The sequence below is a fragment of the Streptomyces sp. NPDC002574 genome (assembly GCF_042889545.1).
Classification (GTDB): Bacteria; Actinomycetota; Actinomycetes; order Streptomycetales; family Streptomycetaceae; genus Actinacidiphila.
In genome coordinates this window covers 454,296-478,189 of record NZ_JBIARB010000007.1, presented here as the reverse complement: position 1 = coordinate 478,189, position 23,894 = coordinate 454,296, and the positions used below count along the sequence as shown (strand labels likewise).

Here is a 23,894-nt window from a genome sequence, read left to right as displayed (position 1 = left end):
GAGCGGGAAGGCGATGGTCCCGCGGCAACATGTCCCGTACACCTTGCGCTGCTAGCATCCGCACTCTTGTACGGGGGGCGATCTTGTGCCCTCCATGGGGAGGGGACCTACACGTGGGCCGTCATGCCCTCAGACGCGGCCGCCTGGCCATCGCCGTATCCGCCACCGCGTTGGGCCTGCTGGCTGGGCTGGTGCCCTTGGTCACCGGCTCGTCCGCCGGACAGGCGCAGGCCGCCGAGGCGACATCGGAGGTCGTCCTGGACAGTCCGCGGACGGACACCCCGCGCCGCGACCGGATTCTGGGCGCCGGGACGACGGGATTCCTGCACCGCCTGGGAGATGTCCCGGGACTTCAATGGACCAGCTACAAGGACGGGAGCACGGTTACCGTAGAGGGACCGAGCGGTGCCTATAGGCTGGCCGTGCCCTGCTGGGACATCAATGAGCCCTGCCCCGGGGGCTGGTACGGCGGCGGCGGCGACACGGTCGCACTTCCCGACCGGTCCTACACGGAACCCGTTTCGCTGTGGGACCCGGCGACCAAGGGCCTGCGGACCGTGACCCTGCCGGAGGGCGACTACGTCGCCACCTACGGCAACACCGTGATCGCGCAGAGCGGCGGTGGGTCGGGCCGGGGACGGCTGGAGTTGACGGACTTCTCCGGTGACGGACAGCGCACTCGTAACGTGCCCGGTTCACCGGCCGTGTCCGTGGGCGCCGTCGCGGCCGGTGACGCGGCCGGGGCACTGGTCCGCTACACCGCCTCGGACGAGTCGGGCGCGCAAATCGACGAGGTCGGCTACCTGGACTTCGCGAAGGCCGAGTTCACCGAGGTCTTCCAGACCGATGCTCAGCCGCAGCTTGTGCTCACAGCGGACCGCGTCGGTTGGTACACGTCGTCCTCCGGGTTGCACACCAAGCCGCGAGGCGACCTGACCGCGCAGGAGACTGTCCTGGTGGTCAGAGGAACCGCTGTTGAAGGCAGGGCGGTACTCGTCGGGGACTGGCTGCTGCTGGGCGGTGACATGGGGTCGCCGAGTACCCAGGTGTCGGCGATCTCGTTGCGCGACGGCGTCGCCAGGACGCTGCCCGGTGCGAACGGGAATCTCATTGCGGCTCCGGACGGAAGCGGGCTGCTCGCCGGAGGCACAAGTGCCTCCGACTGGTGGATCCAGCGGGTCAGCCAGGGCGAGGACGGCAGTCTGGAGACGACCAGGATCTACAAGGTTCCCCCGTACGAGAACCCCAAGCTCGGGCTCGCCCTGAGCCGGGGCCGGCTGCGGGTCGCGGAGTCCGGCGGCGGGGGGAACCCCGTCCAGTCGGGCAGCTGGGCGCTCTCGACGGCGGGCGGCACACTGACCGCCTCCGCCCGCATGGCGGCCCAGGACATCTCCACGGCCGCCTGCCCCTACTCCGCCAGCTCGGTCACGTGCACCGGCATCTGGGGCGACAGCGGTGTGATGGGCGATGTGTTCCTCGGTTACGGCAACGTCCTGCGGACCCTGAACGACAACCCCGACAGCGGCAGCAGCAGCGCGCTGGACTTCCACGCCGGGGCCGGACGGATCGTGGACGTGTCCGATCACTGGGCGGTGTTCGACTCCACCGGCACCTCGCCCGCCCAGTACGTGGGCGACTTCGAGCAGAGGCACAAGCTCCAGCGGACCGTCCGGGCGGCGGCGCTCAACGGCAGCACCCTGTGGAGCCCCGGTACTGTTGCCGGCCAGCTCACCTCATACGACATCGAGACGTCCAAGACGCTGAGCACGGTGTCGGTGGGCGCTCCCTGTGTGCCGAAGGAACTCCAGGCCACGGGCAATTGGGTGTACTGGAGCTGCGGCGACGCGGGACCGGCCGGGGTCTGGGACATCAAGGCGAAGAAGTCGGTGCGCGTCGCGCCGGGCGACGTCCTGCTGGGCGACGGCTACACCGTCCGGCACGACCACGCCGCCGGGACGCTGGTGCTCACGAACGCCGCGACCGGTGCGACCCGGGTCCTGACCGGCGAGGTGGCGGACAGCGGTCTGGCTGTGGACCGCCGCTACCGGTTCGCTGTGGACGAGTACACCGGGCTGGTGGCCTGGGTCGACCCGCGGCAGCAGGTGCACGTGGCCACCACCGGGATCGCGCCCTCGACGCTCGGGCTGTTCACGACGCAGGTCGACAGCGAGATCTATCCCAGGGAAGCCTCCCGGGCGAACTGGCACGGGGACTGGCTGCTGAGCCGTCCCGTCACGTCCTGGACGCTGACGTTCGCCACGCCGCAGGGCAAGGTGCTGCGCACGCTCTCGGGGAAGGACGTTCCCGCGCAGCTGTCCGTCTCCTGGAACGGCAGGACGGATTCGGGTACCTACTTCCCCAACGGCCGCTTCGCATGGACCCTGAAGGCCACGGCCGCCGGGACCTCGTCCGCCGTGACGGCCGCCTCCGGCTCGGGCGGCCTGTACGGCGGAGCGGCCGTCCTCCGGGACTACGGCAGCGGGGGCATGGCCCTGCGGACCGACGGTGTCGGCGATCTGCTGACGCTGGATTCCGCGGGCCGGTTGGCGTACCGCTGGGGCCAGCCGTTCACGGGGGCCTTCGCCGGCTCGCTCACGGGCTCCGGGTGGGCCACCAACGTCAAGGTCGTGCCCGTCGGCGACCTGAGTGGTGACCGCTGCAACGACCTGCTCGTGCGGCTGGGCAACGGTTCGGTGCGGCTGTACAAGCCGGCCTGCAGCAAAGCGGCCACGCCGACGACCGCGTACAACACCGTGGGCACAGGGTGGAACCAGTACGACGTGCTGACCTCGCCCGGGGACATCACGGGCGACGGGCTCTCGGACGTGCTCGCCCGCAGGGCGTCCGACGGCGCGGTCTACCTCTACAAGGGCGTGCCGGGCGGGAAGCTGTCCGCCCCCGTGAAGCTCTACGCCAACTGGAAGGCCTACAAGAAGATCGTGGGCGCGGGCGACCTGACCGGTGACGGCTTCGGTGATGTGCTGGTGCACGACACGGGCAACGAGCTGTGGCGTTTTGACGGTGACGGCAAGGGCCACTTCAAGGCGCGTGTGAAGGTCGCCGACAACTGGGGCACGATGTTCAACGCGCTCGTGGGCGTCGGGGACATCACCGGTGACGGCAAGGCCGACCTCGTCGTCCGGGACTCGGCCGGGGCCCTGTGGCGCTACAGCGGCAACGGCAAGGGCACCGTCGGCGCCCGGGTGAAGATCGGCACGGGGTACCAGGGCTACAAGGGCCTGTACTGACCGGATGCCCGACCCGAACGCCGAGGGGCCCGGAACCAGTTGGTTCCGGGCCCCTCGGCGTCACGGGTGTGCCGAGGCCGTCAGGCCTTCTTCTCGGGCGGCAGCCGCAGCGCGAGGTGCAGCTCGCGCAGCCGCGCCTCGTCGACCTCGCTCGGGGCGCCCATGAGCAGGTCCTGGGCGTTCTGGTTGAGCGGGAAGGCAATGGTCTCGCGGATGTTGGGCTCGTCCGCGAGCAGCATGACCATGCGGTCGACGCCCGGGGCGATGCCGCCGTGCGGCGGGGCGCCGAAGTGGAAGGCGCGGAGCATGCCGCCGAACTCGTGCTCGACGGTCTCGCGGGTGTAGCCGGCGATCTCGAACGCCTTGTACATGACGTCCGGTTCGTGGTTCCGGATCGCGCCGGAGGAGAGCTCGACGCCGTTGCAGACGATGTCGTACTGCCACGCCAGGATGTCCAGCGGGTCCTTGGTCCGCAGTGCCTCCAGGCCGCCCTGCGGCATGGAGAACGGGTTGTGCGAGAACTCGATCTGGCCGGTGTCCTCGTTCTTCTCGAACATCGGGAAGTCGACGATCCAGCAGAAGCGGAAGACGTCCTCCTCGAACTGCCCGGCGCGCTTGGCGGCCTCGACGCGGACCGCGCTCATGATCTTGGAGACCTCGTCGAACTCGCCGGCGCCGAAGAAGATCGCGTGGCCCGGCTTGGCGTCGACGGCGGCGAGCAGCGCCTTGACGTCGTCCTCGGTGAGGAACTTGGCGATCGGTCCGGTGAGGGCGAGGTCCTCGCCGACCCGCACCCAGGCCAGGCCCTTGGCGCCCTGCTCGACGGCGTAGTCGCCGAGGTTGTCGAAGAACTTGCGCGGCTGGTCGGCGGTGTCCGGCACGGGGAGGGCGCGGACGTGCTTTCCGGCGAAGGCCTTGAAGCCGGACTCGGCGAACAGGTCGGAGACGTCGACCAGTTCGAGCTTGGCGCGCAGGTCGGGCTTGTCGTTGCCGTACTTCACCATCGACTCGCGGAACGGGATCCGCGGGAAGGGCGAGGTGACGTGGCGGCCGCCGCCGAACTCCTCGAAGAGGTCGGTCATGACCTTCTCGATGACGCCGAAGACGTCCTCCTGCTCGACGAAGCTCATCTCGACGTCGAGCTGGTAGAACTCGCCGGGCGAGCGGTCGGCGCGGCTGTCCTCGTCGCGGAAGCAGGGCGCGATCTGGAAGTAGCGGTCGAAGCCCGCGATCATCAGCAGCTGCTTGAACTGCTGCGGGGCCTGCGGGAGTGCGTAGAACTTGCCGGCGTGCACACGGGAGGGCACCAGGAAGTCGCGCGCGCCCTCGGGGGAGGTCGCGGACAGGATCGGGGTGGCCAGCTCGTTGAAGCCGAGCGCGGTCATCTCGCGGCGCAGGAAGCTGATGACCTGGGTGCGCAGCATGATGTTGCGGTGCATGCGGGCGCGGCGCAGGTCGAGGAAGCGGTTGGTGAGCCGCATCTCCTCGTTCGCGTTGTCCTCCGGGAAGACCGGGAACGGCAGCTGGTCGGCGGCGCCGAGCACCTCCAGCTCCGTGACCTCGACCTCGACCTCGCCGGTGGGCAGGTCGGGGTTGACGTTCTCCGCGGTGCGGGCGAGCACGCGGCCGTCGACGCGGAGCACGGACTCCTTCGACTGGTGGCTCAGCGCCTCGTACGCGGGCGAGCCCGGGCGGGCGACGAGCTGCACCACGCCGTAGTGGTCGCGGAGATCGACGAAGAGGATGCCGCCCAGATCCCGGCGATTGTGCAGCCATCCGCTGAGGCGCACTTCCGCGTCTACGTCGGTGGCGCGCAGCTCACCGCAGGTGTGGGACCGGTACCGATGCATCGTTCATCCAAGTCGTCTGATTGCGGGGATGAGGCGCCCCCAGTCTACGGGCCCGTGCACCCGCGGCCCCATTCGTATCAAGGCCGCGAACAAACCTAAACTATGACAATGCTGCCAATGCGCATCGAGGACGTGCTGTCCGCGCTCGGCACCGGCGTATGGCGCTGGGACGGCGCCACGGACCTGGTGGAGCTCGACGCGGTCGGCGCGGGCCTGATCGGGCTGGCGCCACGGCCGCAGAAGGTGCACTCGGCGATGGTCCGCGCCTGTTACGACGCCTCCGACTACGTGGACATGTCGGCGGCGGTGGCCCTGGCGGTCACCGAGGGCACACCGTGCGAGTCGTGCCTGAGGGTGGTCGGCCGGGACGGGAGGATCGTCCGGACGGTCGCCATGCGGACCTACGGGGTGCACAGCGCCGGCGGATGGCCGGAGGAGATGGTCGGCACCCTGCACGAGGTGCCCGCGCCCCCCGGCCGCGCCACCGGCACGGGCACGGGCACCGCGGCGGTGGGCCCCGTCGACCGGCGGCGGGCCCGCGAGGCCTTCCTGCTGGACGCGGGCCGGGCGCTGGCCGAGGCCGACAGCACGCAGGAGGTGCTGCGGGTCGCCGCCCACCTGTCGATGCCCGGGTTCTCCCCCGACGGTCTGGCGGTCTTCGGCGTGCACGGCGACCACCTGTCGGTCATCGGCCACCACGGGCAGCGGCCCGGCGCCGAGACGCCCTTCCTGGAGATGCCGCTGACCACCGGTTACCCGGCGGCGGTGGCCGCCCGCACCGGCCAGGCGGTCTACCTGCCGAGCCCGGAGGCCTACGAGGAGCGCTTCGCGGCGACCTGGCCGATGGTGCGGGGCTTCGGCCGGTGCTCCTGGGCCTATCTGCCGCTGGTCGTCGCCGGACGGTCGATCGGCGCGTGGATGGCCGCCTTCCGCGAGCCCGTCGCCTTCACCCCCGACGAGCGCTCGGTGCTGACCACCGTCGCGCGGATGCTGGCCCAGGCGCTGTGGCGGGCGCAGGTGCACGAGTCGGAGCGCGAGCTCTCCGACGGGCTGCGGCACACGATGCTGCCCGCCCGCCGTCCGCACATCGACGGCATGACCGTGACGACGCGCTACGTGCCCACTGGCGGCGGACTGCAGGTCGGCGGCGACTGGTACGACGTGATCGACCTGCCCTCCGGGCGCACCGCGCTGGTCATCGGCGACGTCCAGGGCCACGACGTACGGGCGGCCGGGCTGATGGGCCAGCTAAGGGTCGCCCTGCGGGCGTACGCGGCCGAGGGCCACCGCCCGGACGCGGTGGTGTCCCGCACCTCGCGCTTCCTGGCCGGGCTGACCGGTTGCGCGCGGACCGAGGACGACCGCTTCGCGACCTGCGTCTACATGGAGGTGGACCCGGAGCACGGCACCCTGGACGTGGTGCGGGCCGGGCACCTGGACCCGGCGGTCCGGCTGCGGGACGGCACCGTGCTGCCGCGCAGGACGGCCGGTGGCCTGCCGCTGGGCATCGCCCCGGACTCCGACTACCCGACCACGCGGATCACCCTGGAGCCCGGCGAGACCCTGCTGCTCTGCACCGACGGGCTGATCGAGACCGGCGGCCATGACCTGGACACCGGCTGGAAGCGGCTGCGCACCGTGCTGGAGTCCGGCCCGCCCGACGATCTGGAGGCGCTGGCCGACGCCGTGGTCGGGGCGGTCCACGGACCTGCCTCGCACCATACGGCCGGCCCGCTCGCCGACCGCCGCCAGGACGACATCGCCCTGTTGCTGCTGCGCCGCAGCGCCGACCCGCCGGTCTGCGAGGTGCCGCTGCGCCGCGGCGTGGTCACCGTCTCCCAGACCGACCCCCGCGAGGTCGGGGCGGCCCGCGAGGAAGTGCGGGCCCTGCTGCACGACTGGACCTGCGCCGAGCAGGTCGACGCCGCCGTGCTGCTGGTCTCGGAACTGACCGCCAACGTCCTGCTGCACACGGACGAGGACGCGGCACTCTCCGCCCAGCTGCGCGGGATGCCGGGCGGGCGGCGGCGGCTGCGCGTGGACGTGCGGGACCGCGGCGACGAGATGCCGCACCTGCGCACTCCGGGGGAGATGGCCTCGTCCGGGCGCGGGCTGCTGCTCGTCCAGGAGTTGTCGGACGCCTGGGGCGTCGATCCGCGGGGCGACGGCAAGTCGATCTGGTTCGAGCTGTACGAGGCGCCCGCAGCGCCCACAGCGGGCTAGCGGCCCGATACGCTTGCCCCCGTGTACGGCTACGACCAGAACGCGATGGCGGGTGCCGCGCCCCCGATGGGCGGGGCGCCCATGGGTGGTGCGCCGATGGGCGGTGCCCCGATGGGCGGGGGGTACCCCGAGCCGTCGCCGCCGTCGCTCGCCGACGCGGTGCGGGCGTTCACGACCGGCTCGATGTCGGCGGAGGACTTCCAGGCGGTCTTCGCCACTTCCAAGGTGTACTGCCCGCGCGGCGACAACCCGGGCTTCCTGGCGCTGCACGACACGCAGCAGCCGGTGATCCCGATGTTCTCCTCGCTCAAGCAGCTGCGCCGGTACGCGGGCAAGGAGTCCAAGTACTTCGTCATCACCGGTGCCGAGGTGCTGGACCTGCTGCCGACCGGCTACGGCTTCGTGCTGGACATGGAGGGCGAGCACCGGATGGTGTTCGACGCCAAGGCCGTGGAGCAGATGGTGGAGTTCACCATGCGCCGCATGTACGGCTGACCGGCGGCTGCGACCGGCCGCCACCGTCCCCACGACCGCTGCCGCAGGGCAGTAACCGGACAAACACCCAGGGAATGCTTGCGGGAAGTTCAGGGTTCAACTATGTTGAACGTTGAACTAACCGAGGAGGATCCGGACCATGCCCGCAGTGACCGTCGAGAACCCGTTGACCCTGCCGCGTGTCACCGCTCCGGCGGGCGCGAACGCGCGTCGCGCGCTGCAGGTGACGACCGCCCCGACCGGCTTCGAGGGCGAGGGATTCCCGGTCCGCCGGGCCTTCGCCGGCATCGACTACAAGAACCTCGACCCGTTCATCATGATGGACCAGATGGGCGAGGTGGAGTACGCGCCGGGCGAGCCGAAGGGCACCCCCTGGCACCCGCACCGCGGCTTCGAGACCGTCACCTACATCATGGACGGCGCCTTCATCCACCAGGACTCGCACGGCGGCGGCGGCACCATCAGCGACGGTGACACGCAGTGGATGACGGCGGGCAGCGGCCTGCTGCACATCGAGACCCCGCCGGAGACGCTGGTCATGAGCGGCGGCCTCTTCCACGGGCTGCAGCTGTGGGTGAACCTGCCGGCCAAGGACAAGATGATCGCGCCGAAGTACCAGGACATCCGCGGCGGCAACGTCAAGATGCTGGCCTCCGAGGACGGCGGCGCGCTCATCCGGATCATCGCGGGCGACATCGACGGCCACCAGGGCCCGGGTGCCACGCACACCCCGATCACCATGCTGCACGTCTCGGTGAACCCCGGCGCCCAGGTGGCGCTGCCCTGGCGCGCGGACTTCAACGCCCTGGCGTACGGCCTGGCCGGTCGTGGCACCGCGGGTCCCGAAGGCCGGCCGTTCCGGATGGGGCAGGCGGTGGTCTTCGGGCGCGGCGACTCGCTCACCATCACCGCGGACGAGAGCCAGGAGACGCGCAGCCCCAACTTCGAGGTCGTGCTCCTCGGCGGGCTCCCGATCCGCGAGCCGATGATGCAGTACGGCCCGTTCGTGATGAACACCCACGCCGAACTCGCCCAGGCCTTCGAGGACTTCCAGGCCGGCCGGCTCGGCAGGATCCCCGCCGGTCAGGAGTGATCCGGCGCCGCTCCGCGGCACTGTGCATAACGCGGCCCCGGCCGGGAATCCGATTCCCGTCCGGGGCCGTCGCATACGGTGGGGACAGTTCCGCGCGGCGGGTCGTTGCGGTCTTCGTTGGCAGGTGCATTCACCGTGAGTGACAGCACGTGCACTTGCACGTGCAGATGCACGTGACTTCGATCTCTGGCTATCATCTCCCCTGTCCTGCACGGTACTTACCTGGAGAGAAGCATGCGCCACACGTACAACGGCATGGCCGCGTCCGATCTCTCCGGCGTGGCGTGGCAGAAGAGCCGGCACAGCAATGCCAACGGACAGTGCGTGGAACTGGCGGCGCTGCCGGACGGCGACGTGGCCGTCCGCAATTCGCGTTTTCCGGACGGACCGGCGCTGATATACACGAAGGAAGAGATCGAATCCCTCATTCTCGGGATGAAGAACGGGGAGTTCGATCACCTTGTGGCGAACTGACCGCAGCCGTCACTTACGGTGACGGCGCGCCGTCCTCGTTTTTACCGGGTTCCCCAAGTTCCTCGGGTTCCCCGGGCAGCGTGAACAGCGCCCAGACGACCTTCCCGGCCCCGCTCAGCGGGTGCCAGCCCCAGGTCTCGCTGAAGGACTCCACCAGGTGCAGCCCCCGGCCGGACTCCGCCACGAAGTCGGGCGCCTTGGTGACGGGCCCGTGGCTGCTGGGGTCGCGGACCGCGCAGACTACGCGCGTTGACCATCGCACCAGGCTGAGCCGGACGCACCCCTCGGTGGCGTCCTCGGGCAGCGCGTAGCGCAGCGCGTTGGTGACCAGTTCCGAGGCGACGAGTTCCACGCCGTCCTGAAGTGCGTCCAGGTCCCACGCGCGGAGAATGGACCGGGTGAACCGGCGCGCGTCACCCACGGCCTCGAAGCGCGGCGGGAGCGGGCAGGACGTGGCGCTCGACGACGAAAGGCGCTCGGGGACCAGCCCGTCCCATAAGGGCTGCAGTCCGGTCGAGCTATCGGTCCACATGCGCACCACCCGGTATCGGCACGTACGTCATCGTCCCGTACGGCCGCTGGACGATGCAAGGGGCGGATGCACGTGCATTTGCATGCTGCGATACGGATGGGACGGAAGTGGCGATCGAGAGTGACCGATCGCGTACTCAACGCAGCGCGAAGATGGCAGACTGCTGGATGCCACGGGGAGAAGGTAGGCGCACATGACCACAGTTCAGTCGGGAAGCGGATCGATGGTGCGCCGCATCCTTCTGGGCTCGCAGCTGCGCAGGCTGCGCGAATCCAAGGGCATCACCCGTGAGGCCGCGGGCTACTCCATCCGTGCGTCCGAGTCGAAGATCAGCCGGATGGAGCTCGGGCGCGTGAGCTTCAAGGAGCGCGACGTGGCCGATCTGCTCACCCTCTACGGGATCTCCGACGACGCCGAGCGCTCGACGCTGCTCGGCCTGGTCCGCGAGGCCAACATCGCCGGCTGGTGGCACGGCTTCGGCGACGTCCTGCCCTCCTGGTTCCAGACCTACGTGGGCCTGGAGGAGTCGGCCTCGGTCATCCGCAGCTTCGAGAGCCAGTTCGTGCACGGGCTGCTCCAGGCCGACGAGTACAGCCGCGCCGTCATCGAGCTGGGGCACCCGGACGCCTCCGCCGAGGAGGTCGAGCGCCGGCTGGACCTGCGCCACAAGAGGCAGAAGCTGCTCAGCGGTGAGGACGCCCCGGAGATCGTCGCGGTGATGGACGAGGCCGTGGTGCGGCGCAGCTTCGGCGGTGCCGGTGTGATGCACGCCCAGTTGCGGCACCTCGTGGAGGTGTCGCACCAGCCGAACGTCACGGTGCAGCTGTTGCCGCTGGAGTTCACCGGCTATTCGGCGGGCGCGAGCGGCACCTTCACACAGCTGAGTTTCCCGGAATCGGATGTCTCCGACGTGGTCTACGTCGAGCAGCTGACCGGTGCCATGTACATCGACAAGCGGGACGAAGTGGACCAGTACCACGTCGTCATGGAGAAACTGCGCACGGACAGCCTCTCGCCGGCGGCCACCCGGGAGCGGCTGAACGGGATTCTCCGCGCCATGTGACCACCCCGGGCGGCCGCATTCCGTTCCCATCCCGGGCCGTCATTTCACGGGTTTTCTCGCCATTCACCCGATCGAGTGAAGTGATCCTTGACGTGCCGATCAGGTCATCGGCCCGGTGATCTCATGCTCCGGTGAACCGGTACCTGCGCACCTATGAGAGCAACGGGTGCCTCGTGGTGGAACTCAATGGGGAGATCGACGTCGAAGCGGCGGTGGCGATCACCCCGCTCCTCGACGACCTCACCCAGGCCCCCGGCCCGTCCCTGGTGATCGACCTGAGCCCGGTCCGGTTCATCGACTGCTCGGGGCTCGCGGCGCTGTGCCGGGCCCGGCGGCGCGTCCTCTCCCACGGGGGCACCGTCCAGCTCGTCTGCGCGCGCCCCATGACGTTGCGCATCCTGCGCGCGACCGGGCTCATGACCGCCTTCCGGCCGGTCGCCGACCTCGGCACGGCCCTGGCCCGGCCCGCCGCGGACCCCTAGTCGGTGCAGATCGCCGTCACGAACTCCGCGACGCGGTCCTTCCCGAGGTGACGGGCGATGTCCGCCTCGCTGATCATGCCGATCAGCCGGTGCGCGGGGTGGTCGATCACCGGCAGCCTGCGGACCCTGGCCTCCTCCATGACCTCCAGGATCCGGTCCACCTCCTCGTCGCCCTCGATGATCTCCGGGCGTCCCTGGGCGAGTTCGCCGCAGGACACCTCGGACGGGTCGCGTCCCTCCGCGACGCACTTCAGCACGATGTCCCGGTCGGTGACGATGCCGACCAGCACGTCGTCGTCCCCGCAGATGGGCAGGGCCCCGACGCACTGCTCGCTCATGATCCGGGCAGCGTCGGCCAGGTTCTCGCGCTCACCGATGCACATGGCGCCGGGATGCATGATGTCCAGGGCCGTGGTCATGACGGCGCCTCCTCCGTGGCGTGGATCGCCTCTTTCTGGCTCCATCGTCACCCTGGTGGAGTAGTTCCGCGAGAGGGCGCACCCTGGAAGGGACACCGACACCGGGGACCGCTGGAGGTGCACGTCATGCAGACCCTCGTCGGATGGCACATCGAGATGGACTTCCGTGAGGAAGGGTCCAGGACCAAGGCCGCGGCGCTGCTCCGCCTCCCGGACGGCACGGAGGTCAGATCGCACGGCCACGCCAACCGGCATCCCTCCGACCCGTCCCAGGACCGGGTCGGCGAGGAACTCGCCGCCGCGCGGGCGCTGAACGACCTGGCCCGTCAGCTGCTGGGCAAGGCCGCGCACGAGATCGAGGAGGTCACGCACATCTCGGCGCACCCCCGGATCTGACCGCCCGGCCGGCGCCGCCGGCCACCGCCGTCAGAGCCAGCCCCGCCGCTTGAAAACCAGGTAGAGGCTGACGCAGACCACGCCCATCAGCACGATCGCGAAGGGGTAGCCGAGCAGCCAGTGCAGCTCGGGCATGTGGTCGAAGTTCATGCCGTAGATCGTGCCGACGAGGGTGGGCGCGAAGAGGATGGCGGCCCACGCGGAGATCTTCTTGACCTCCTCGTTCTGCTCGAAGCCCGCCTCCGCCAGGGCTCGCATCTCCGCGTTCTGCTGCTGGGCGACGAGCGTGGCGTTGAGCGTCAGCAGGTCGCCGAGCGCCTGGCGGAAGCCGTCGACGCGCTCGACGGTGTGGGTGACATGGTCGGCGACGTCGCGCAGGTAGCGCTGGAGCTCCTCGCCGGTGCCGTACTTCTCGAAGCCCGCCTGCAGACCCTCCAGCATGGGGGTGAGCGGCCGGGTGGCGCGCTGGAACTCCAGCACCTCCTGGGAGAGCTCGTAGATCCGGCGGGAGACCTGCGGGTCCCCGCCGAAGACCTGGATCTCGCTCTCCTCCATGTCCTTCTCGACGCCCGCCACGACCGGCGCGTAACCGTCGACGACCGTGTCGAGTATCGCGTAGAGCACCGCTTCCGGGCCGAGCTCGAGCAGCTCGGGGTTGCTCTCCATGCGGCGGCGCACCGCGGACAGGTCGGGGGCCGCGCCGTGCCGCACGGTCAGCACGAAGCCGGGGCCGACGAAGATGTGCAGCTCCGCGAAGTCGACCTCCTCGGGCAGGTCCAGATAGCGCGCCGCGCGCAGCACGACGAAGAGGGTGTCCCCGTACCGCTCCAGCTTGGGGCGCTGGTGGGCCTGGATGGCGTCCTCCAGCGCGAGCGGGTGCAGGTCGAACTCCTTGGCCAGGGAGACCAGCTCGGCCTCGGTCGGCCGGAACAGCCCGATCCAGGCCATCGCGCCGGGTTCGGCGCGCAGTTGCGCGTACGCCTCGGCCAGGGAGGACGGGGTCGCGATGCGGCGGCCGCCGCGGTAGAGGGCCGCGTCCATGACGCTGCTGACCGTCACACCACCGGCACCGGACGACTCCGGCTCCAGGGGGGCGTGCTCCTCACCGGAGGGCGCCGGGGCGGGACGGGCGTGCTTCGCCGTCTTCGCCGCCCTCGCGGTCTTGGCCGTCCTGGCCTTCTCCTTCGCCGAGTTCCTCAGTGCGCGCAGGGTACGCAGGCGACGCCCGGACACCGGCAACACCCCCTCTCACGGGACACCTGTGCAGCCTAGGCGCTGCCCCGGCGGTTGCGTGGCCTTGCCGTGCGCTGCCATGCCGCGCGGCCGGCCGCACGTCGGAGAGGGCCGAACGGGTGACGCCGGACCCGGCGACGTATCGGCGCCCGTGCACCTCTCGTTGGACAGATCCCATCCGTGATCACTGATTGGAACCACGCTCGTGAACCGTATCGCCAAGGCCGCCGCTCTCACCGCCGCTGCCAGTGCCGCCGTTGTCGGCAGCGCCGGTGGCGCCCTCGCCCTCGACGGCCACGGGCACGGCGGCTCTCACGCCGAGGGCAAGGCCATCGGCTCCCCCGGTGTCGTCAGCGGCAATGTCATCCAGGTCCCGGTGAACATCCCGGTCAACGTCTGCGGCAACTCCGTCAACCTCATCATCTCCCTGGTCAACCCGACCCTGGGCAACGTCTGCATCAACCGCTGACGCGGCGGGGCACGTCGTGTGCCCCCGTTTCGTCCCGCGGTTCGACGGCGGCCTTCGGGCCGCCGTTTCGCTTGGTGCGCCCCTCCCGGGCCGGTCCGCACGCGGCGGGCGGGGGCGGGGGGCCGCGAGTAACCTGAATCGCGGGGGCCGCGGCAGGCGATCCCGACAGGGCGCGACGGGTTCCGTGCGCTTCCCGGACCCGACCCCGGGCCCCTTCGCCACCGGTCCGTTCTTCCCCGTCCTCATCGTCCCGTGACTCCCCGATCCCGTGATCCCGTGGGCGGCCCTCGCCGAGTGGGAAGAACGGTAGACGGAGCGTAACGTTGCGGGCGGATACGGAGTGGCTGGCCATGGGGACACCCGAGGAACACGCGGTCGCCGGCGTGGCGGATGCCGTCACGCTGGTGCTCGATGCCCGGGGTCTGGTGCTGAGCTGGCCGCCGACCGCACGGCGGCTGCTCGGGCTCGCGCCCGACGAGATCGTCGGCCGCCCGGCGCAGGACCTGCTGGCCCCGCAGGACGCGGCGAGGCTCCCCGAGATCCGGTCCCGCTGCCGGTCCGAGGGCGGCTGGACGGGGGCGCTCCGGCTGCTCCACGCCGACGGTTCCGTGCGGACGCTGGGCGTCCGGGTGGCGTCCCTGCCCGCGGAGGCCACCGGCTCCGGGGCCCGCTGGCTCGTCCTGGCCGCCGAGTCCTCGCACACGGCGCGCTCGGTCGCCTCGGGGCTGACCGACACGATGCTGGAGCGGATCGTCGGCCAGACGCCCATCGGGCTGGCCGTGGTCGACACCGAACTGCGCTGCGTGTGGTCGAACGCGGCGCTGGAGCGCTTCGGCGGCGGCCCCGCACAGGAGCGGATCGGGCGCCGGCTCGCGGAGATCCAGCCCGGTCTGAACGCCACGGTCCTGGAGGCGCAGATGCGCCAGGTCCTGGAGACCGGCATCCCGGTGATCGACTACGAGCACGTCGGCCGGTTTCGCACCGCCCCGCGCCGGGAGCAGGCGCACTCGATGTCCTTCGTCCGCCTGGAGGACGAGCGCGGCGTCCCGGTCGGGGTCTGCTACTCCGTGATCGACATCAGCGAGCGCTGGCGGGCCCGCCAGCGGCTGTCGCTGCTGGACCGCGCCAGTGAGCAGATCGGCCGCACGCTGGACGTCATGCACACCGCGCAGGACCTGGCCGACGTGGTGGTGCCGGACCTGGCGGACTTCGTGACCGTCGAACTGCTGGAGTCGGTCATCAAGGGTGCCGAGCCGCAGCCGGGCCCGATCGACGACCCGCTCACCACGACGCTGCGCCGCGCGGGCATGCGGGCCGCCCGGCAGGGCGAGCCGGAACCGGCCTTCGGCCTCGGGGCGGTCACCGCCTACATGCCCGACACGCCCCCGATCCGGGCGCTGACCGACGGGCGGTCCTGGTTCACCCCCCGGCTGGACCCGCTGGGCCTGGAGTGGTGCGCGGGGGTGCCCGGCGGCAGGGCGCAGCGTTTCGGCGAACTCGGCCTGCACACCGCCATGGTGGTGCCGATCCGCGCCCGGGGGGTCACCCTCGGCGTGACCCTGTTCTTCCGGGTGCGCAGGGCCGAGCCCTTCGACGCGGAGGACCTGCGGCTGGCCGAGGAGGTGATGGCGCGCGCCGCCGTGTGCGTCGACAACGCGCGTCGCTACACGCGGGAGCGGGATGCCGCGCTGGTGCTGCAGCGCAGCCTGCTGCCGCACGTCTTCCCGCCGCAGGACGCCGTGGACGTGGCCACCTACTACCGTCCGGCCGACGAGCTGTCGGGGGTGGGCGGGGACTGGTTCGACGTCGTCCCGCTGTCCGGGGCGCGGGTCGCCCTGGTGGTGGGCGAGGTGGTGGGGCACGGCATCGACGCGGCCGCGACCATGGGCCAACTGCGCACGGCGGTGCGCACGCTGGCCGATCTCGACCTGCCGCCCGAGGAGCTGATGGCGCACCTGGACGACCTGGTGGTGCAGGTGGCCCGGGAGCAGCGCGACGCCCTGCCGTCGGGGGCGGACGGCGGTGTGCTCGGGTCGAGTTGCCTGTACGTGACGTACGACCCGGTCAGCCGGCAGTGCGCCATGGCCAGCGCCGGGCATCTGCCGCCCGCCGTGCTGTCGCCGGGACGGGACGCGGTGCGTTTTCCCGACGTGCCGATCGGCCCGTCGCTCGGGCTGGGCGGACTGCCCTTCGAGGCGACCGAGTTGACGCTCGAGGAGGGCAGCGTGCTGGCCCTCTACACCGACGGACTGCTCGCCTCCCCGGGCAACCCGCACGCCATGACCCTGCAGGACACCGGACGGGACCGGCTGCGCGCGGCGCTGGAGGGCGGCGACCTCCCGCTGGACGGCCTGTGCCGCAGCGTGGTCGACGAACTCGCCCCGGCGCGGCCGACGGACGACGTGGCACTGCTGCTGGCCAGGACGCGCAGCCTCGACACCAGCCGCGTCGCCTCCTGGGAGTTGTCCAGCGATCCCGCGGTGGTCGGCCGGGCCCGGGAGATGTCCACCCGGCAGCTCGACTCGTGGGGGCTGCCCGGCCTCGCGTTCACCACGGAGCTCGTGGTGAGCGAGCTGGTCACCAACGCCATCCGGCACGCCTCCGGTCCGATCCGGCTGCGCCTGATCCTGGAACGGGCGCTGATCTGCGAGGTCTCGGACGCCAGCAGCACGTCGCCGCATCTGCGCCATCCCCGCACCCTGGACGAGGGCGGCCGGGGGCTCTTCCTGATCTCGCAGTTCGCCCAGCGCTGGGGCACCCGCTACACGGGCGACGGGAAGATCATCTGGGCGGAGCAGTTCCTCGACGGCCAGGGCCCGGGCGCCGATGCCGGCCTGGACCTGGGCGAGATCCCGATGCGCGAACGGGTCTGACGACTCCGTTTCCGATGGTCCAGACCTATTGACCAGCTGGTCCAGACCTTTCTACGCTCTGCGAGTGAACTGTGGTGGGCATGACATCGCGTCAACGGCCCGCCAGGCGGCAAGGTTTCCCCGTCGGCCCCCCACTCGAGGAGCACCCCTTGAGCACTGGAGACACCCCACGCACCTCACGGACCAGACGCCTCAGGGCATCGGCGGTCGCGGGCTTCACCGCGCTGCTGCTGCCCGTGGCGGCTCTCGTCGGTCTGGCCACCCCGGCGCACGCCGCGGGCACCACCGCCACGTACACCAAGACCCAGGACTGGGGAACGGGGTTCGAGGGCAAGTGGACGATCACCAACAGCGGCACCACCAGCATCAGTAGCTGGACCGTCGAGTGGGACTACCCCGCCGGCACCTCGGTGACCTCGGCGTGGGACGCCGACGTCACCAGCGCCGGTACCCACTGGACCGCCAAGAACAAGAGCTGGAACGGCACCCTGGCCCCCGGCGCCAGCGTCAGCTTCGGATTCAACGGCGCCGGCGCCGGAAGCCCCAGCGGCTGCAAGCTCAACGGCGGCTCCTGCACCGGCGGCGGTGGCGGCGACCCGACGCCCACGCCCACGCCGACCCCCACACCCACCCCGACCCCGACGCCCACGCCGACCCCCACCGGTCCCGCGGGCGACAAGATCCGTCTCGGCTACTTCGCCGAGTGGGGCATCTACGGCCGGAACTACCACGTCAAGAACCTGGTGACCTCCGGCACGGCGAGCAAGCTGACCCACATCAACTACGCCTTCGGCAATGTCACCAACGGCCAGTGCGCCATCGGCGACTCGTACGCCGACTACGACAAGGCCTACACCGCCGACCAGAGCGTCGACGGCGTCGCCGACACCTGGGACACCGGAGCGCTGCGCGGCAGCTTCAACCAGCTGCGCAAGCTGAAGAAGCAGTACCCGAACATCAAGATCCTGTGGTCGTTCGGCGGCTGGACCTGGTCCGGCGGATTCGGCCAGGCGGCCGCCAACCCGACCGCCTTCGCCAACTCCTGCTACAACCTGGTCGAGGACCCGCGCTGGGCCGATGTCTTCGACGGCATCGACATCGACTGGGAGTACCCCAACGCCTGCGGCCTGTCCTGCGACACCAGCGGGGCCTCGTCCTTCAAGACCCTGATGTCCGCGCTGCGGACCCGGTTCGGCTCCAACAACCTGGTCACCGCGGCCATCACCGCCGACGGCACCAACGGCGGCAAGATCGACGCGGCCGACTACGCGGGCGCCGCGAGTTACGTCAACTACTACAACGTGATGACGTACGACTACTTCGGCTCCTTCGACGTGGACGGCCCGACCGCCCCGCACTCCCCGCTCACCTCCTACAGCGGCATCCCGATCGCCGGGTTCTACTCCGACGCGGCGATCCAGAAGCTGAAGAGCAAGGGCATCCCGTCGAACAAGCTCAACCTGGGCATCGGCTTCTACGGGCGCGGCTGGACCGGCGTCACGCAGGACGCCCCGGGCGGCTCGGCCACCGGCGCGGCGCCGGGCACGTACGAGGCGGGCAACGAGGACTACAAGGTCCTCAAGAACACCTGCCCGGCCACCGGGACCATCGCGGGCACCGCGTACGCCCACTGCGGCAGCAACTGGTGGAGCTACGACACCCCGGCGACCATCGCGGGCAAGATGGCCTACGTGAAGAACCAGGGCCTCGGCGGCGCGTTCTTCTGGGAGTTCAGCGGCGACACCAGCAATGGTGAGCTGGTCACCGCGATCAACAACGGCCTGAGCTAGTCCGGCCGGAGGAAGGCCGGGGAGGCGGTCCGACCGCCTCCCCGGCCTTCCGCGTGCTCAGGCCGTGCAGCGCGAGCCGTCGAGGGAGAAGGACGCGGGCGCGGCGTTGCCCGAGTACCGGGCGCCGATGAAGCCGAAGGTGGCCGAACCGCCCGTGCCCAGCGAGCGGTTGTAGCCCTTGGAACGGACCGTGACCGAACCGCCGGACTGCGTGAAGTCCGCGTCCCACATCTGCGTCACGCGCTGGCCGTCCGGGAACGTCCAGTTCAGCCGCCAGTCCGACCGCGGGGTGCGGGTCGTGACGGTCACCGCCGCCTGGAAGCCGCTGTCCCACTGGTCGACCAGGGTGTACGTGACGGAACAGGTCGCCGCGGGGGCGGAGGGCGAGCCGTGCGAGGACCGCGCGGGCGGGGCGGCGTCGGACGGGCGGCGGGCCGGCACGGCGGGGATGGTGTGCTCCGCGGCGGACGGCTCGGCGTCACCGGCGAAGGACACCTCGTCGGAGGGGTCCTGGGTCCCGGGCGTCGCGGCGGCACTGGGCACCGCGGGTTCGGGCAGCGGGGACAGATCGGGGTCGGTGCCGCCCTGCGCGGTGGGCGCGGCGGACGCGGCCCGCGGCGCGGAGTCGTCGGCGGTCACCAGGACCGTCAGCCCGACCACGGCGGCCAGCAGGCCCGCGGCGGCCACCACGGCCACCCGGCCGCCGGGCAGGCGCCCGCGGGCCTGCCCGGCCGGGCGGCGGACGCGGCGCGGCGGCCTGCGGTCGGCACGCCGGAACACCGACTGCGCCCCGTCGGTCCGGGCCGCCCCGCGGCGGGCCTCCAGGTACACCGGGCCCGCCCAGCCCAGCACGCCCTCGGCGAGCGCTTGCGCCAGGGCGTCGCCGTCGCCGTGCGGGGTCAGGCAGACCAGCGCCTTCGCGCACTCCGGGCACCGGTCGAGGTGCCGGCGCAGATCCTCCGGCACCGCCTCCCGCGGCATGAACGCCGCCGCTTCCAGCAGTCCGGTCCAGCCGGCGCACTCCTGCGTCGGGGGCTCCGCCCTGTGTGCGCGCAGGCAGTGCTCGCGGAAGATCTCGCGCGCGTGGTGGGTCTCCTCGCGGGCGGCCGCCGGATGGCCCTCCACCTCCGCGTACCAGAGCGTCTCCGCGGCCCGCTCCGGCATCGCCCGCAGCCCGCGCAGCGCCAACGGCTCCGGGCGCCGCGCCCCGGTGCGGGCCCGGCGGGCGGCGCGCTCGGCGTTCAGCCAGATCCGCAACTCGGGCTGCAGGCTGTCGCCGTCGCCCGCCGCCGCCCAGTGTGCGGCGGTGTCCCGGACGGCCGTCAGCAGGAACGGCAGGCAGGGCAGCCCCGCCCCACCGGTGCCGCGCGCGTGCGCCGTGTACGGCTCCTTGGCCGCCGCCAGTCCGCGGTCGAAGGCGTCGGCGGCCAGCCGGCCGCCGGCCTCGGGGGTGAGGGTGCAGAGCTGCGCGAAGCAGAGCACTTCCCCCCAGTACTCGGACAGCAGGACGGCCTCGGGGACCGGGGCTGCGGGAGTCATGGAGCGGGGGACCACCCTTCGGCGTCGGGGAGGCTGCGCCTTTGTGGTGCCGGGAGCCTTTCACGCTTCCTGCACAAGTAGCAAGACGCGATGTCCTTTGTCCGAAGGGGGCGTTGGTGCGGTTTCGACGGGATGTGCGACGTCCCTCCGCCCACGGGGCGGGCTGTCGCCCGGGCCCCCGAGGCCACCGCACCGCCCGGCGCGGATCGGCGCTGCCGAGGGGATTCGCAGCGCGACGCGGCGCCCGCCGGGACGGTCACGCCGTGCGGTCGGCGGGCGCGCCGGTGGGGGCTGCCGGCGCAGCACGACGAGTGGGAGGCCAAAGCAGTGCGCGAAGGGCGAGTTGGCGGACGGTGCCGAAGGGGAGGGTGCGGCGCTTGCCGGGGTTGCCGGGTCGCGGTGTCGCGGTCGCGTCACGCCGTGCGGTCGGCGGGCGCGCCGGTGGGGGTGGTGGCGGGGCGGGGGAGGGTGGCGCGGATGACCGGGAGGGTCAGGACCGCGGCCACCGCCGCGAGTTGCCAGACGGCGCCGAAGCCGAGGACGCCGGAGGTGCCCAGGAGCACCGCCAGGGGTCCTGCGGCGGCGAGTCCGACGGGGCCGAGGGCGAACGCGCCGAAGGCGCCGTACGCGCTGACGCGGGCGACGGCGCCGGGCGGTACCTGGGACTGGGTGACGGTCGCGTAGAGGGTGCCGCAGACGGACGAGCCGACGCCCGCGGCCAGCGCGCCGGCGCAGACCCACGGGAGCGGCCACCCGCCCGCGAGGGCCGCCGACGGCAGGGCCCAGCACACGGTGGCGGCCGTGGCGACGAACAGCGGCCTGCGGGGCCTGCGGCCCAGCATCGCGGTGCCGCCGGCGACCGCGCCCGCCCCGTACAGCGCCATGACCAGGCCCCACGAGCTCGCCCCGCCGAGCCGGCGCTGGGCGACGAGGGGGCCGAGGACCAGGAACGGCGCCCATACGAAGAGGTTGAACAGGCAGACGTGGAGGGAGGTGACCCACAGCCAGGTCCGGGAGCGGAACTCCGTCCAGCCCTCCCGCAGGTCGGTGAGGAAGGAAGCCGCGGGGCCGGCGGGCGCGGCCGTACGGGGCAGCAGGAGCAGCGCCACGACGCTGACGGCGTAGCTGGCGGCGTCCACCGCGAACACCGCCGACGCGCCCGCGGTCGCGGTCAGCACGCCGGCGAGCGCGGGCCCGGCGACCGACGCCGCAGAACGGGCCACGCCCAGCAGCGCGTTGCCGTCCGACAGCGCGTCGCCCCGCACGATGCGCGGCACGAGCGCGTCGAGCGCCGGGGTGAACAACGCCTCGGCGGCGCCCCAGACGACGACCAGCGCTATCAGCGTCGCCAAGTGCGGTTCGCCGCCCAGCAGGGCCAGGGCCAGGCCGCCCTGGGTGAGGCAGCGGGTGACGTCGGCGGTGAGCATCACCCGACGGCTGCCCCAGCGGTCGCTGAGGACGCCGCCGGCGAGGAGCACCAGCACCAGCGGCAGGATCCGGGCGGTGAGGACGAGGCCGAGTTCGGTGCCGCCGCCGCCGTTCTCCAGGACGGCGAACGCCAGCGCGACCGACGCCATCGACGACCCGAGCAGGGAGGTGGCGTAGCCGGTGAAGAAGCGGCGGAAGTCGCGTTCCCGCAGCACAGCGGGGCGGAAGTCGAGGGCCATGGGCGCAGCGTGCAGGGGCCGTCCGCCGACACGCCAGGCCTTCGGCTGAAATTATTGAGTCTGGTCGAATCAACTTATGATGAGTGCAGTTGCGGACAGCAGGTCATTTACTGCGGTCCCGCGTCCGGACTGTCGACAGGGGGTGGGGCATGAGCCGTCCCGTGGAGTACGCCGTCGCCGTCGACCGCTATCTCGCCCACACGGGACTGGGCGCCGGTTCCCGCCGGGTGTACCGGATCGCCCTGGCCACCTGGGCGTGGGGCCTGGTCGACCGCGCGGCTCCCTTGGGGCGCGGGCGACGCAACGCCGCGCCGCCCGCCGTCCCGCTGGCGCTGCTCGACCATCCGCAGGCGGCGCGCCGGTTGCGCGAGGCCTTCGCCGCGCGCTCCGCGGCGGTCGGCGCGCGTACCGCCAACCGGGAACTGTCCGTGCTCGTCGCCGCCGTGACCTGGTGGCGGGCGCAGGGCTGGCTGACCGGCGATCCCGTGGAGGGCCTGCGGGCGGTGCCGCTGCCGGGGTCGCGCGAGGCGGGGGGCGGCATCGACGCGGACCGCGCGCGGGAGGTGCTCGGCCTGCCGGCCCCTTTGCGCGAGCAGGCCCTGTGGCATCTGCTCCATGACACCGGGGCGTCCATCGAGCGGGTCCTCGCCCTGGACGTCGACCACCTGGACCTGCCCGGCCGCCGCACCCGCGAGCGCCTCGGCGGCACGCCGCTGCGCTGGGGTGAGGCGACGGGCCGGCTGCTCACGCTGCTGACGCTGGGGCGCGTCGCCGGGCCGGTGTTCCGCACCGGCCGCGGCCGGCTGTCCTACCGTCGCGCGGCCGAGGTCTTCACCGCCGCCACGCGCCCGCTCGACCCGGGCGGGCGCGGGTGGACGCTGCGGGAGCTGCGCGGCCCGGGGCGACGGTGACCCGCGGCGTCAGCCGCCGTGTGTGAAGCGGGCGACGACCGAGATCGTCGCGGGGCCCTTGATCATGCCGAGCCGATTCCAGGTGAGGCCGAAGTCGGCCCGGTCGACGACGGCTTCGACGGTGAGGACGACCGCGTCGGGGGAGTCGGTGTCGGCCCGGCCCGTCAGGGCGAGCGGGCGGGTGGTGCCGCGGACGGTCAGCTCACCGTCGACCGCGAGGGCGCCCTCCGCGTCGGCGGTGACCCGGCCGGCGGTGAAGACGATCGCCGGGTGGGCGGCGGCGTCGAAGAGCTCGGCGGACTTCAGGTGGGTGTCGCGCTGGGTGTTGCCCGTGTCGAGGGAGGCGGCCTCGATGGTGAGCGTGCCGTGCGCGGCGCCGTCGGGGGCGAGTTCGCCGCTGCCGGCGACGGTGGCGAAGGCGCCCTTGACGGTGGCCGCGCCCCACATCGTCTTGTGCGTGAGCCGGACCGAGGAGCCCGCGGGGTCGAGGACCCACGTGCCCGTGCGCAGGCCGGCGGGGGTGGTGGACGAGTCGGTCATGGGGGAACCGCATCCTTTGATCACTAGCCAGATATTAAGTAGCTGGTGAGACAATAACCGGCGTTGGTACCCTGGGCAATGTGATGACCGAGATCCACACGGGGACGGACGGCGAGGTGGCCTGCCCCCGCACCGCGGACCTTGAACTGCTCGCACGGTGGGACGGGTTGCAGTCGGGCTTCCGCCGCGTCACCGATCAGCTGCTGTCGGACGTGGAGGCGCGGTCGGGGCTGGCCCCGTCGTCGTTCCAGGCGCTGTGGTTCCTCATGACCACGCCGGAGCGCTCCGCGCCGATGAACCAGCTCGCGGGAACGCTCGGCTTCACGACGGCGGGCACCACCAAGGTCGCCGACCGCCTCACCGAGGCCGGCCTCATCGAGCGCCGTCCGTGCCGGAGCGACCGTCGCGTCACGCTGGCGGCGCTCACCGAACGCGGTCTGGAGGTGGCGGCGACGGCCGCCCGCGCCCTCGCCGACGCGCTGCGGGAACGCGTCGTCGCCCCGCTCGGAGGTACGGAGCGTTTCGCCGCGCTCGCGGACGCGGTCACCGCGGTCGACCCGGCGCCGCCCGGCCGTCCCCCGTGCGGCGCCTGAGCGT

The 23,894-nt window shown here is 71.9% G+C and carries 20 protein-coding genes; 13 read left to right on the top strand and 7 right to left on the bottom strand.

Going from position 1 to position 23,894, the window contains the following annotated elements; translation table 11 throughout:
- The first annotated feature begins 113 nt into the window (after window positions 1–113).
- Window positions 114–3,248: an FG-GAP-like repeat-containing protein gene (locus tag ACFYXS_RS19740; protein ID WP_389249727.1), complete on the top strand. Its 3,135-nt coding sequence runs from the start codon at window positions 114–116 to the stop codon at window positions 3,246–3,248.
- Window positions 3,249–3,328: 80 nt separating this feature from the next.
- Here ACFYXS_RS19740 and aspS read toward each other — a convergent pair whose 3' ends face one another.
- On the bottom strand, window positions 3,329–5,098 hold the full coding sequence (gene aspS, locus ACFYXS_RS19735; protein WP_389249725.1) for an aspartate--tRNA ligase: 1,770 nt from the start codon (window positions 5,096–5,098) through the stop codon (window positions 3,329–3,331).
- A 117-nt stretch (window positions 5,099–5,215) separates the two neighbouring features.
- Between aspS and ACFYXS_RS19730 the strand changes: the two genes are divergently transcribed.
- The 4 genes from ACFYXS_RS19730 (at window position 5,216) to ACFYXS_RS19715 (ending at window position 9,383) form a co-directional block, all read left to right on the top strand.
- The gene (locus tag ACFYXS_RS19730; protein ID WP_389249723.1) at window positions 5,216–7,321 is read left to right on the top strand and encodes a SpoIIE family protein phosphatase; all 2,106 of its coding nucleotides are present in this window, start codon (window positions 5,216–5,218) and stop codon (window positions 7,319–7,321) included.
- A 21-nt stretch (window positions 7,322–7,342) separates the two neighbouring features.
- Window positions 7,343–7,816: an SseB family protein gene (locus tag ACFYXS_RS19725; RefSeq protein WP_389249720.1), complete on the top strand. Its 474-nt coding sequence runs from the start codon at window positions 7,343–7,345 to the stop codon at window positions 7,814–7,816.
- A 139-nt stretch (window positions 7,817–7,955) separates the two neighbouring features.
- Window positions 7,956–8,909, top strand: coding sequence for a pirin family protein (locus tag ACFYXS_RS19720; RefSeq protein WP_389249717.1), 954 nt, complete (start codon window positions 7,956–7,958; stop codon window positions 8,907–8,909).
- 234 nt (window positions 8,910–9,143) lie between these two features.
- Window positions 9,144–9,383, top strand: coding sequence for a DUF397 domain-containing protein (locus ACFYXS_RS19715; protein ID WP_319660093.1), 240 nt, complete (start codon window positions 9,144–9,146; stop codon window positions 9,381–9,383).
- 13 nt (window positions 9,384–9,396) lie between these two features.
- On the opposite strand, the gene ACFYXS_RS19710 is transcribed toward ACFYXS_RS19715, so the two are convergent.
- Window positions 9,397–9,915: an ATP-binding protein gene (locus tag ACFYXS_RS19710; RefSeq protein WP_389249715.1), complete on the bottom strand. Its 519-nt coding sequence runs from the start codon at window positions 9,913–9,915 to the stop codon at window positions 9,397–9,399.
- Window positions 9,916–10,108: 193 nt separating this feature from the next.
- On the opposite strand from ACFYXS_RS19710, the gene ACFYXS_RS19705 reads away from it, so the two are divergent.
- Complete coding sequence (locus tag ACFYXS_RS19705) at window positions 10,109–10,978, top strand: helix-turn-helix domain-containing protein (RefSeq protein ID WP_389249713.1); 870 nt, start codon at window positions 10,109–10,111, stop codon at window positions 10,976–10,978.
- A gap of 131 nt (window positions 10,979–11,109) precedes the next feature.
- Complete coding sequence (locus tag ACFYXS_RS19700; RefSeq protein ID WP_389249711.1) at window positions 11,110–11,460, top strand: STAS domain-containing protein; 351 nt, start codon at window positions 11,110–11,112, stop codon at window positions 11,458–11,460.
- On the opposite strand, the gene ACFYXS_RS19695 is transcribed toward ACFYXS_RS19700, so the two are convergent.
- Entirely contained in the window at window positions 11,457–11,879 is a 423-nt protein-coding gene (locus tag ACFYXS_RS19695; protein WP_389249709.1) for a CBS domain-containing protein, read from the bottom strand. The genes ACFYXS_RS19700 and ACFYXS_RS19695 overlap by 4 nt on opposite strands.
- 126 nt (window positions 11,880–12,005) lie before the next feature.
- Between ACFYXS_RS19695 and ACFYXS_RS19690 the strand changes: the two genes are divergently transcribed.
- A complete protein-coding gene (locus tag ACFYXS_RS19690) occupies window positions 12,006–12,275 on the top strand; it encodes a DUF1876 domain-containing protein (protein ID WP_389249707.1) in 270 nt (89 codons plus the stop codon).
- 30 nt (window positions 12,276–12,305) lie between these two features.
- Here ACFYXS_RS19690 and ACFYXS_RS19685 read toward each other — a convergent pair whose 3' ends face one another.
- Window positions 12,306–13,508, bottom strand: coding sequence for a magnesium and cobalt transport protein CorA (locus ACFYXS_RS19685; protein WP_389249705.1), 1,203 nt, complete (start codon window positions 13,506–13,508; stop codon window positions 12,306–12,308).
- Window positions 13,509–13,713: 205 nt separating this feature from the next.
- Here ACFYXS_RS19685 and ACFYXS_RS19680 point away from each other — a divergent pair, with 205 nt between their 5' ends.
- The 3 genes from ACFYXS_RS19680 to ACFYXS_RS19670 all read left to right on the top strand — a co-directional run bounded on the left by ACFYXS_RS19680 (window position 13,714) and on the right by ACFYXS_RS19670 (window position 18,640).
- Window positions 13,714–13,977 carry a chaplin gene (locus tag ACFYXS_RS19680; RefSeq protein ID WP_319660100.1) on the top strand — a complete coding sequence of 88 codons (264 nt, stop codon included), beginning with the start codon at window positions 13,714–13,716 and terminating at the stop codon, window positions 13,975–13,977.
- Between the two features lie 350 nt (window positions 13,978–14,327).
- The gene (locus tag ACFYXS_RS19675) at window positions 14,328–16,850 is read left to right on the top strand and encodes a SpoIIE family protein phosphatase (RefSeq protein WP_389249703.1); all 2,523 of its coding nucleotides are present in this window, start codon (window positions 14,328–14,330) and stop codon (window positions 16,848–16,850) included.
- 149 nt (window positions 16,851–16,999) lie between these two features.
- The gene (locus ACFYXS_RS19670) at window positions 17,000–18,640 is read left to right on the top strand and encodes a glycosyl hydrolase family 18 protein (RefSeq protein ID WP_389249701.1); all 1,641 of its coding nucleotides are present in this window, start codon (window positions 17,000–17,002) and stop codon (window positions 18,638–18,640) included.
- A gap of 57 nt (window positions 18,641–18,697) precedes the next feature.
- On the opposite strand, the gene ACFYXS_RS19665 is transcribed toward ACFYXS_RS19670, so the two are convergent.
- On the bottom strand, window positions 18,698–20,179 hold the full coding sequence (locus ACFYXS_RS19665) for a cellulose binding domain-containing protein (protein ID WP_389249699.1): 1,482 nt from the start codon (window positions 20,177–20,179) through the stop codon (window positions 18,698–18,700).
- A 413-nt stretch (window positions 20,180–20,592) separates the two neighbouring features.
- Window positions 20,593–21,846 (bottom strand): MFS transporter, encoded by a 1,254-nt coding sequence (locus ACFYXS_RS19660; protein WP_389249696.1) that lies wholly within the window; start codon window positions 21,844–21,846, stop codon window positions 20,593–20,595.
- A gap of 149 nt (window positions 21,847–21,995) precedes the next feature.
- Between ACFYXS_RS19660 and ACFYXS_RS19655 the strand changes: the two genes are divergently transcribed.
- Entirely contained in the window at window positions 21,996–22,757 is a 762-nt protein-coding gene (locus tag ACFYXS_RS19655; RefSeq protein ID WP_389249694.1) for a hypothetical protein, read from the top strand.
- A gap of 9 nt (window positions 22,758–22,766) precedes the next feature.
- Here the strand turns inward: ACFYXS_RS19655 and ACFYXS_RS19650 are convergent, their stop codons facing one another.
- Window positions 22,767–23,297: a YceI family protein gene (locus ACFYXS_RS19650; protein ID WP_389249692.1), complete on the bottom strand. Its 531-nt coding sequence runs from the start codon at window positions 23,295–23,297 to the stop codon at window positions 22,767–22,769.
- Window positions 23,298–23,380: 83 nt separating this feature from the next.
- Between ACFYXS_RS19650 and ACFYXS_RS19645 the strand changes: the two genes are divergently transcribed.
- A complete protein-coding gene (locus tag ACFYXS_RS19645) occupies window positions 23,381–23,890 on the top strand; it encodes a MarR family winged helix-turn-helix transcriptional regulator (protein WP_389249689.1) in 510 nt (169 codons plus the stop codon).
- Window positions 23,891–23,894: the final 4 nt, after the last annotated feature.

Excerpts from the sequence above, each read along its gene's own strand:
- aspS (WP_389249725.1), bottom strand. The coding sequence starts at position 5,098 with ATGCATCGGTACCGGTCCCACACCTGCGGTGAGCTGCGCGCCACCGAC.
- ACFYXS_RS19730 (WP_389249723.1), top strand. The coding sequence starts at position 5,216 with ATGCGCATCGAGGACGTGCTGTCCGCGCTCGGCACCGGCGTATGGCGC.
- ACFYXS_RS19720 (WP_389249717.1), top strand. The coding sequence starts at position 7,956 with ATGCCCGCAGTGACCGTCGAGAACCCGTTGACCCTGCCGCGTGTCACC.
- ACFYXS_RS19715 (WP_319660093.1), top strand. The coding sequence starts at position 9,144 with ATGCGCCACACGTACAACGGCATGGCCGCGTCCGATCTCTCCGGCGTG.
- ACFYXS_RS19710 (WP_389249715.1), bottom strand. The coding sequence starts at position 9,915 with ATGTGGACCGATAGCTCGACCGGACTGCAGCCCTTATGGGACGGGCTG.
- ACFYXS_RS19705 (WP_389249713.1), top strand. The coding sequence starts at position 10,109 with ATGACCACAGTTCAGTCGGGAAGCGGATCGATGGTGCGCCGCATCCTT.
- ACFYXS_RS19695 (WP_389249709.1), bottom strand. The coding sequence starts at position 11,879 with ATGACCACGGCCCTGGACATCATGCATCCCGGCGCCATGTGCATCGGT.
- ACFYXS_RS19690 (WP_389249707.1), top strand. The coding sequence starts at position 12,006 with ATGCAGACCCTCGTCGGATGGCACATCGAGATGGACTTCCGTGAGGAA.
- ACFYXS_RS19675 (WP_389249703.1), top strand. The coding sequence starts at position 14,328 with ATGGGGACACCCGAGGAACACGCGGTCGCCGGCGTGGCGGATGCCGTC.
- ACFYXS_RS19665 (WP_389249699.1), bottom strand. The coding sequence starts at position 20,179 with ATGACTCCCGCAGCCCCGGTCCCCGAGGCCGTCCTGCTGTCCGAGTAC.
- ACFYXS_RS19660 (WP_389249696.1), bottom strand. The coding sequence starts at position 21,846 with ATGGCCCTCGACTTCCGCCCCGCTGTGCTGCGGGAACGCGACTTCCGC.
- ACFYXS_RS19655 (WP_389249694.1), top strand. The coding sequence starts at position 21,996 with ATGAGCCGTCCCGTGGAGTACGCCGTCGCCGTCGACCGCTATCTCGCC.
- ACFYXS_RS19650 (WP_389249692.1), bottom strand. The coding sequence starts at position 23,297 with ATGACCGACTCGTCCACCACCCCCGCCGGCCTGCGCACGGGCACGTGG.
- ACFYXS_RS19645 (WP_389249689.1), top strand. The coding sequence starts at position 23,381 with ATGACCGAGATCCACACGGGGACGGACGGCGAGGTGGCCTGCCCCCGC.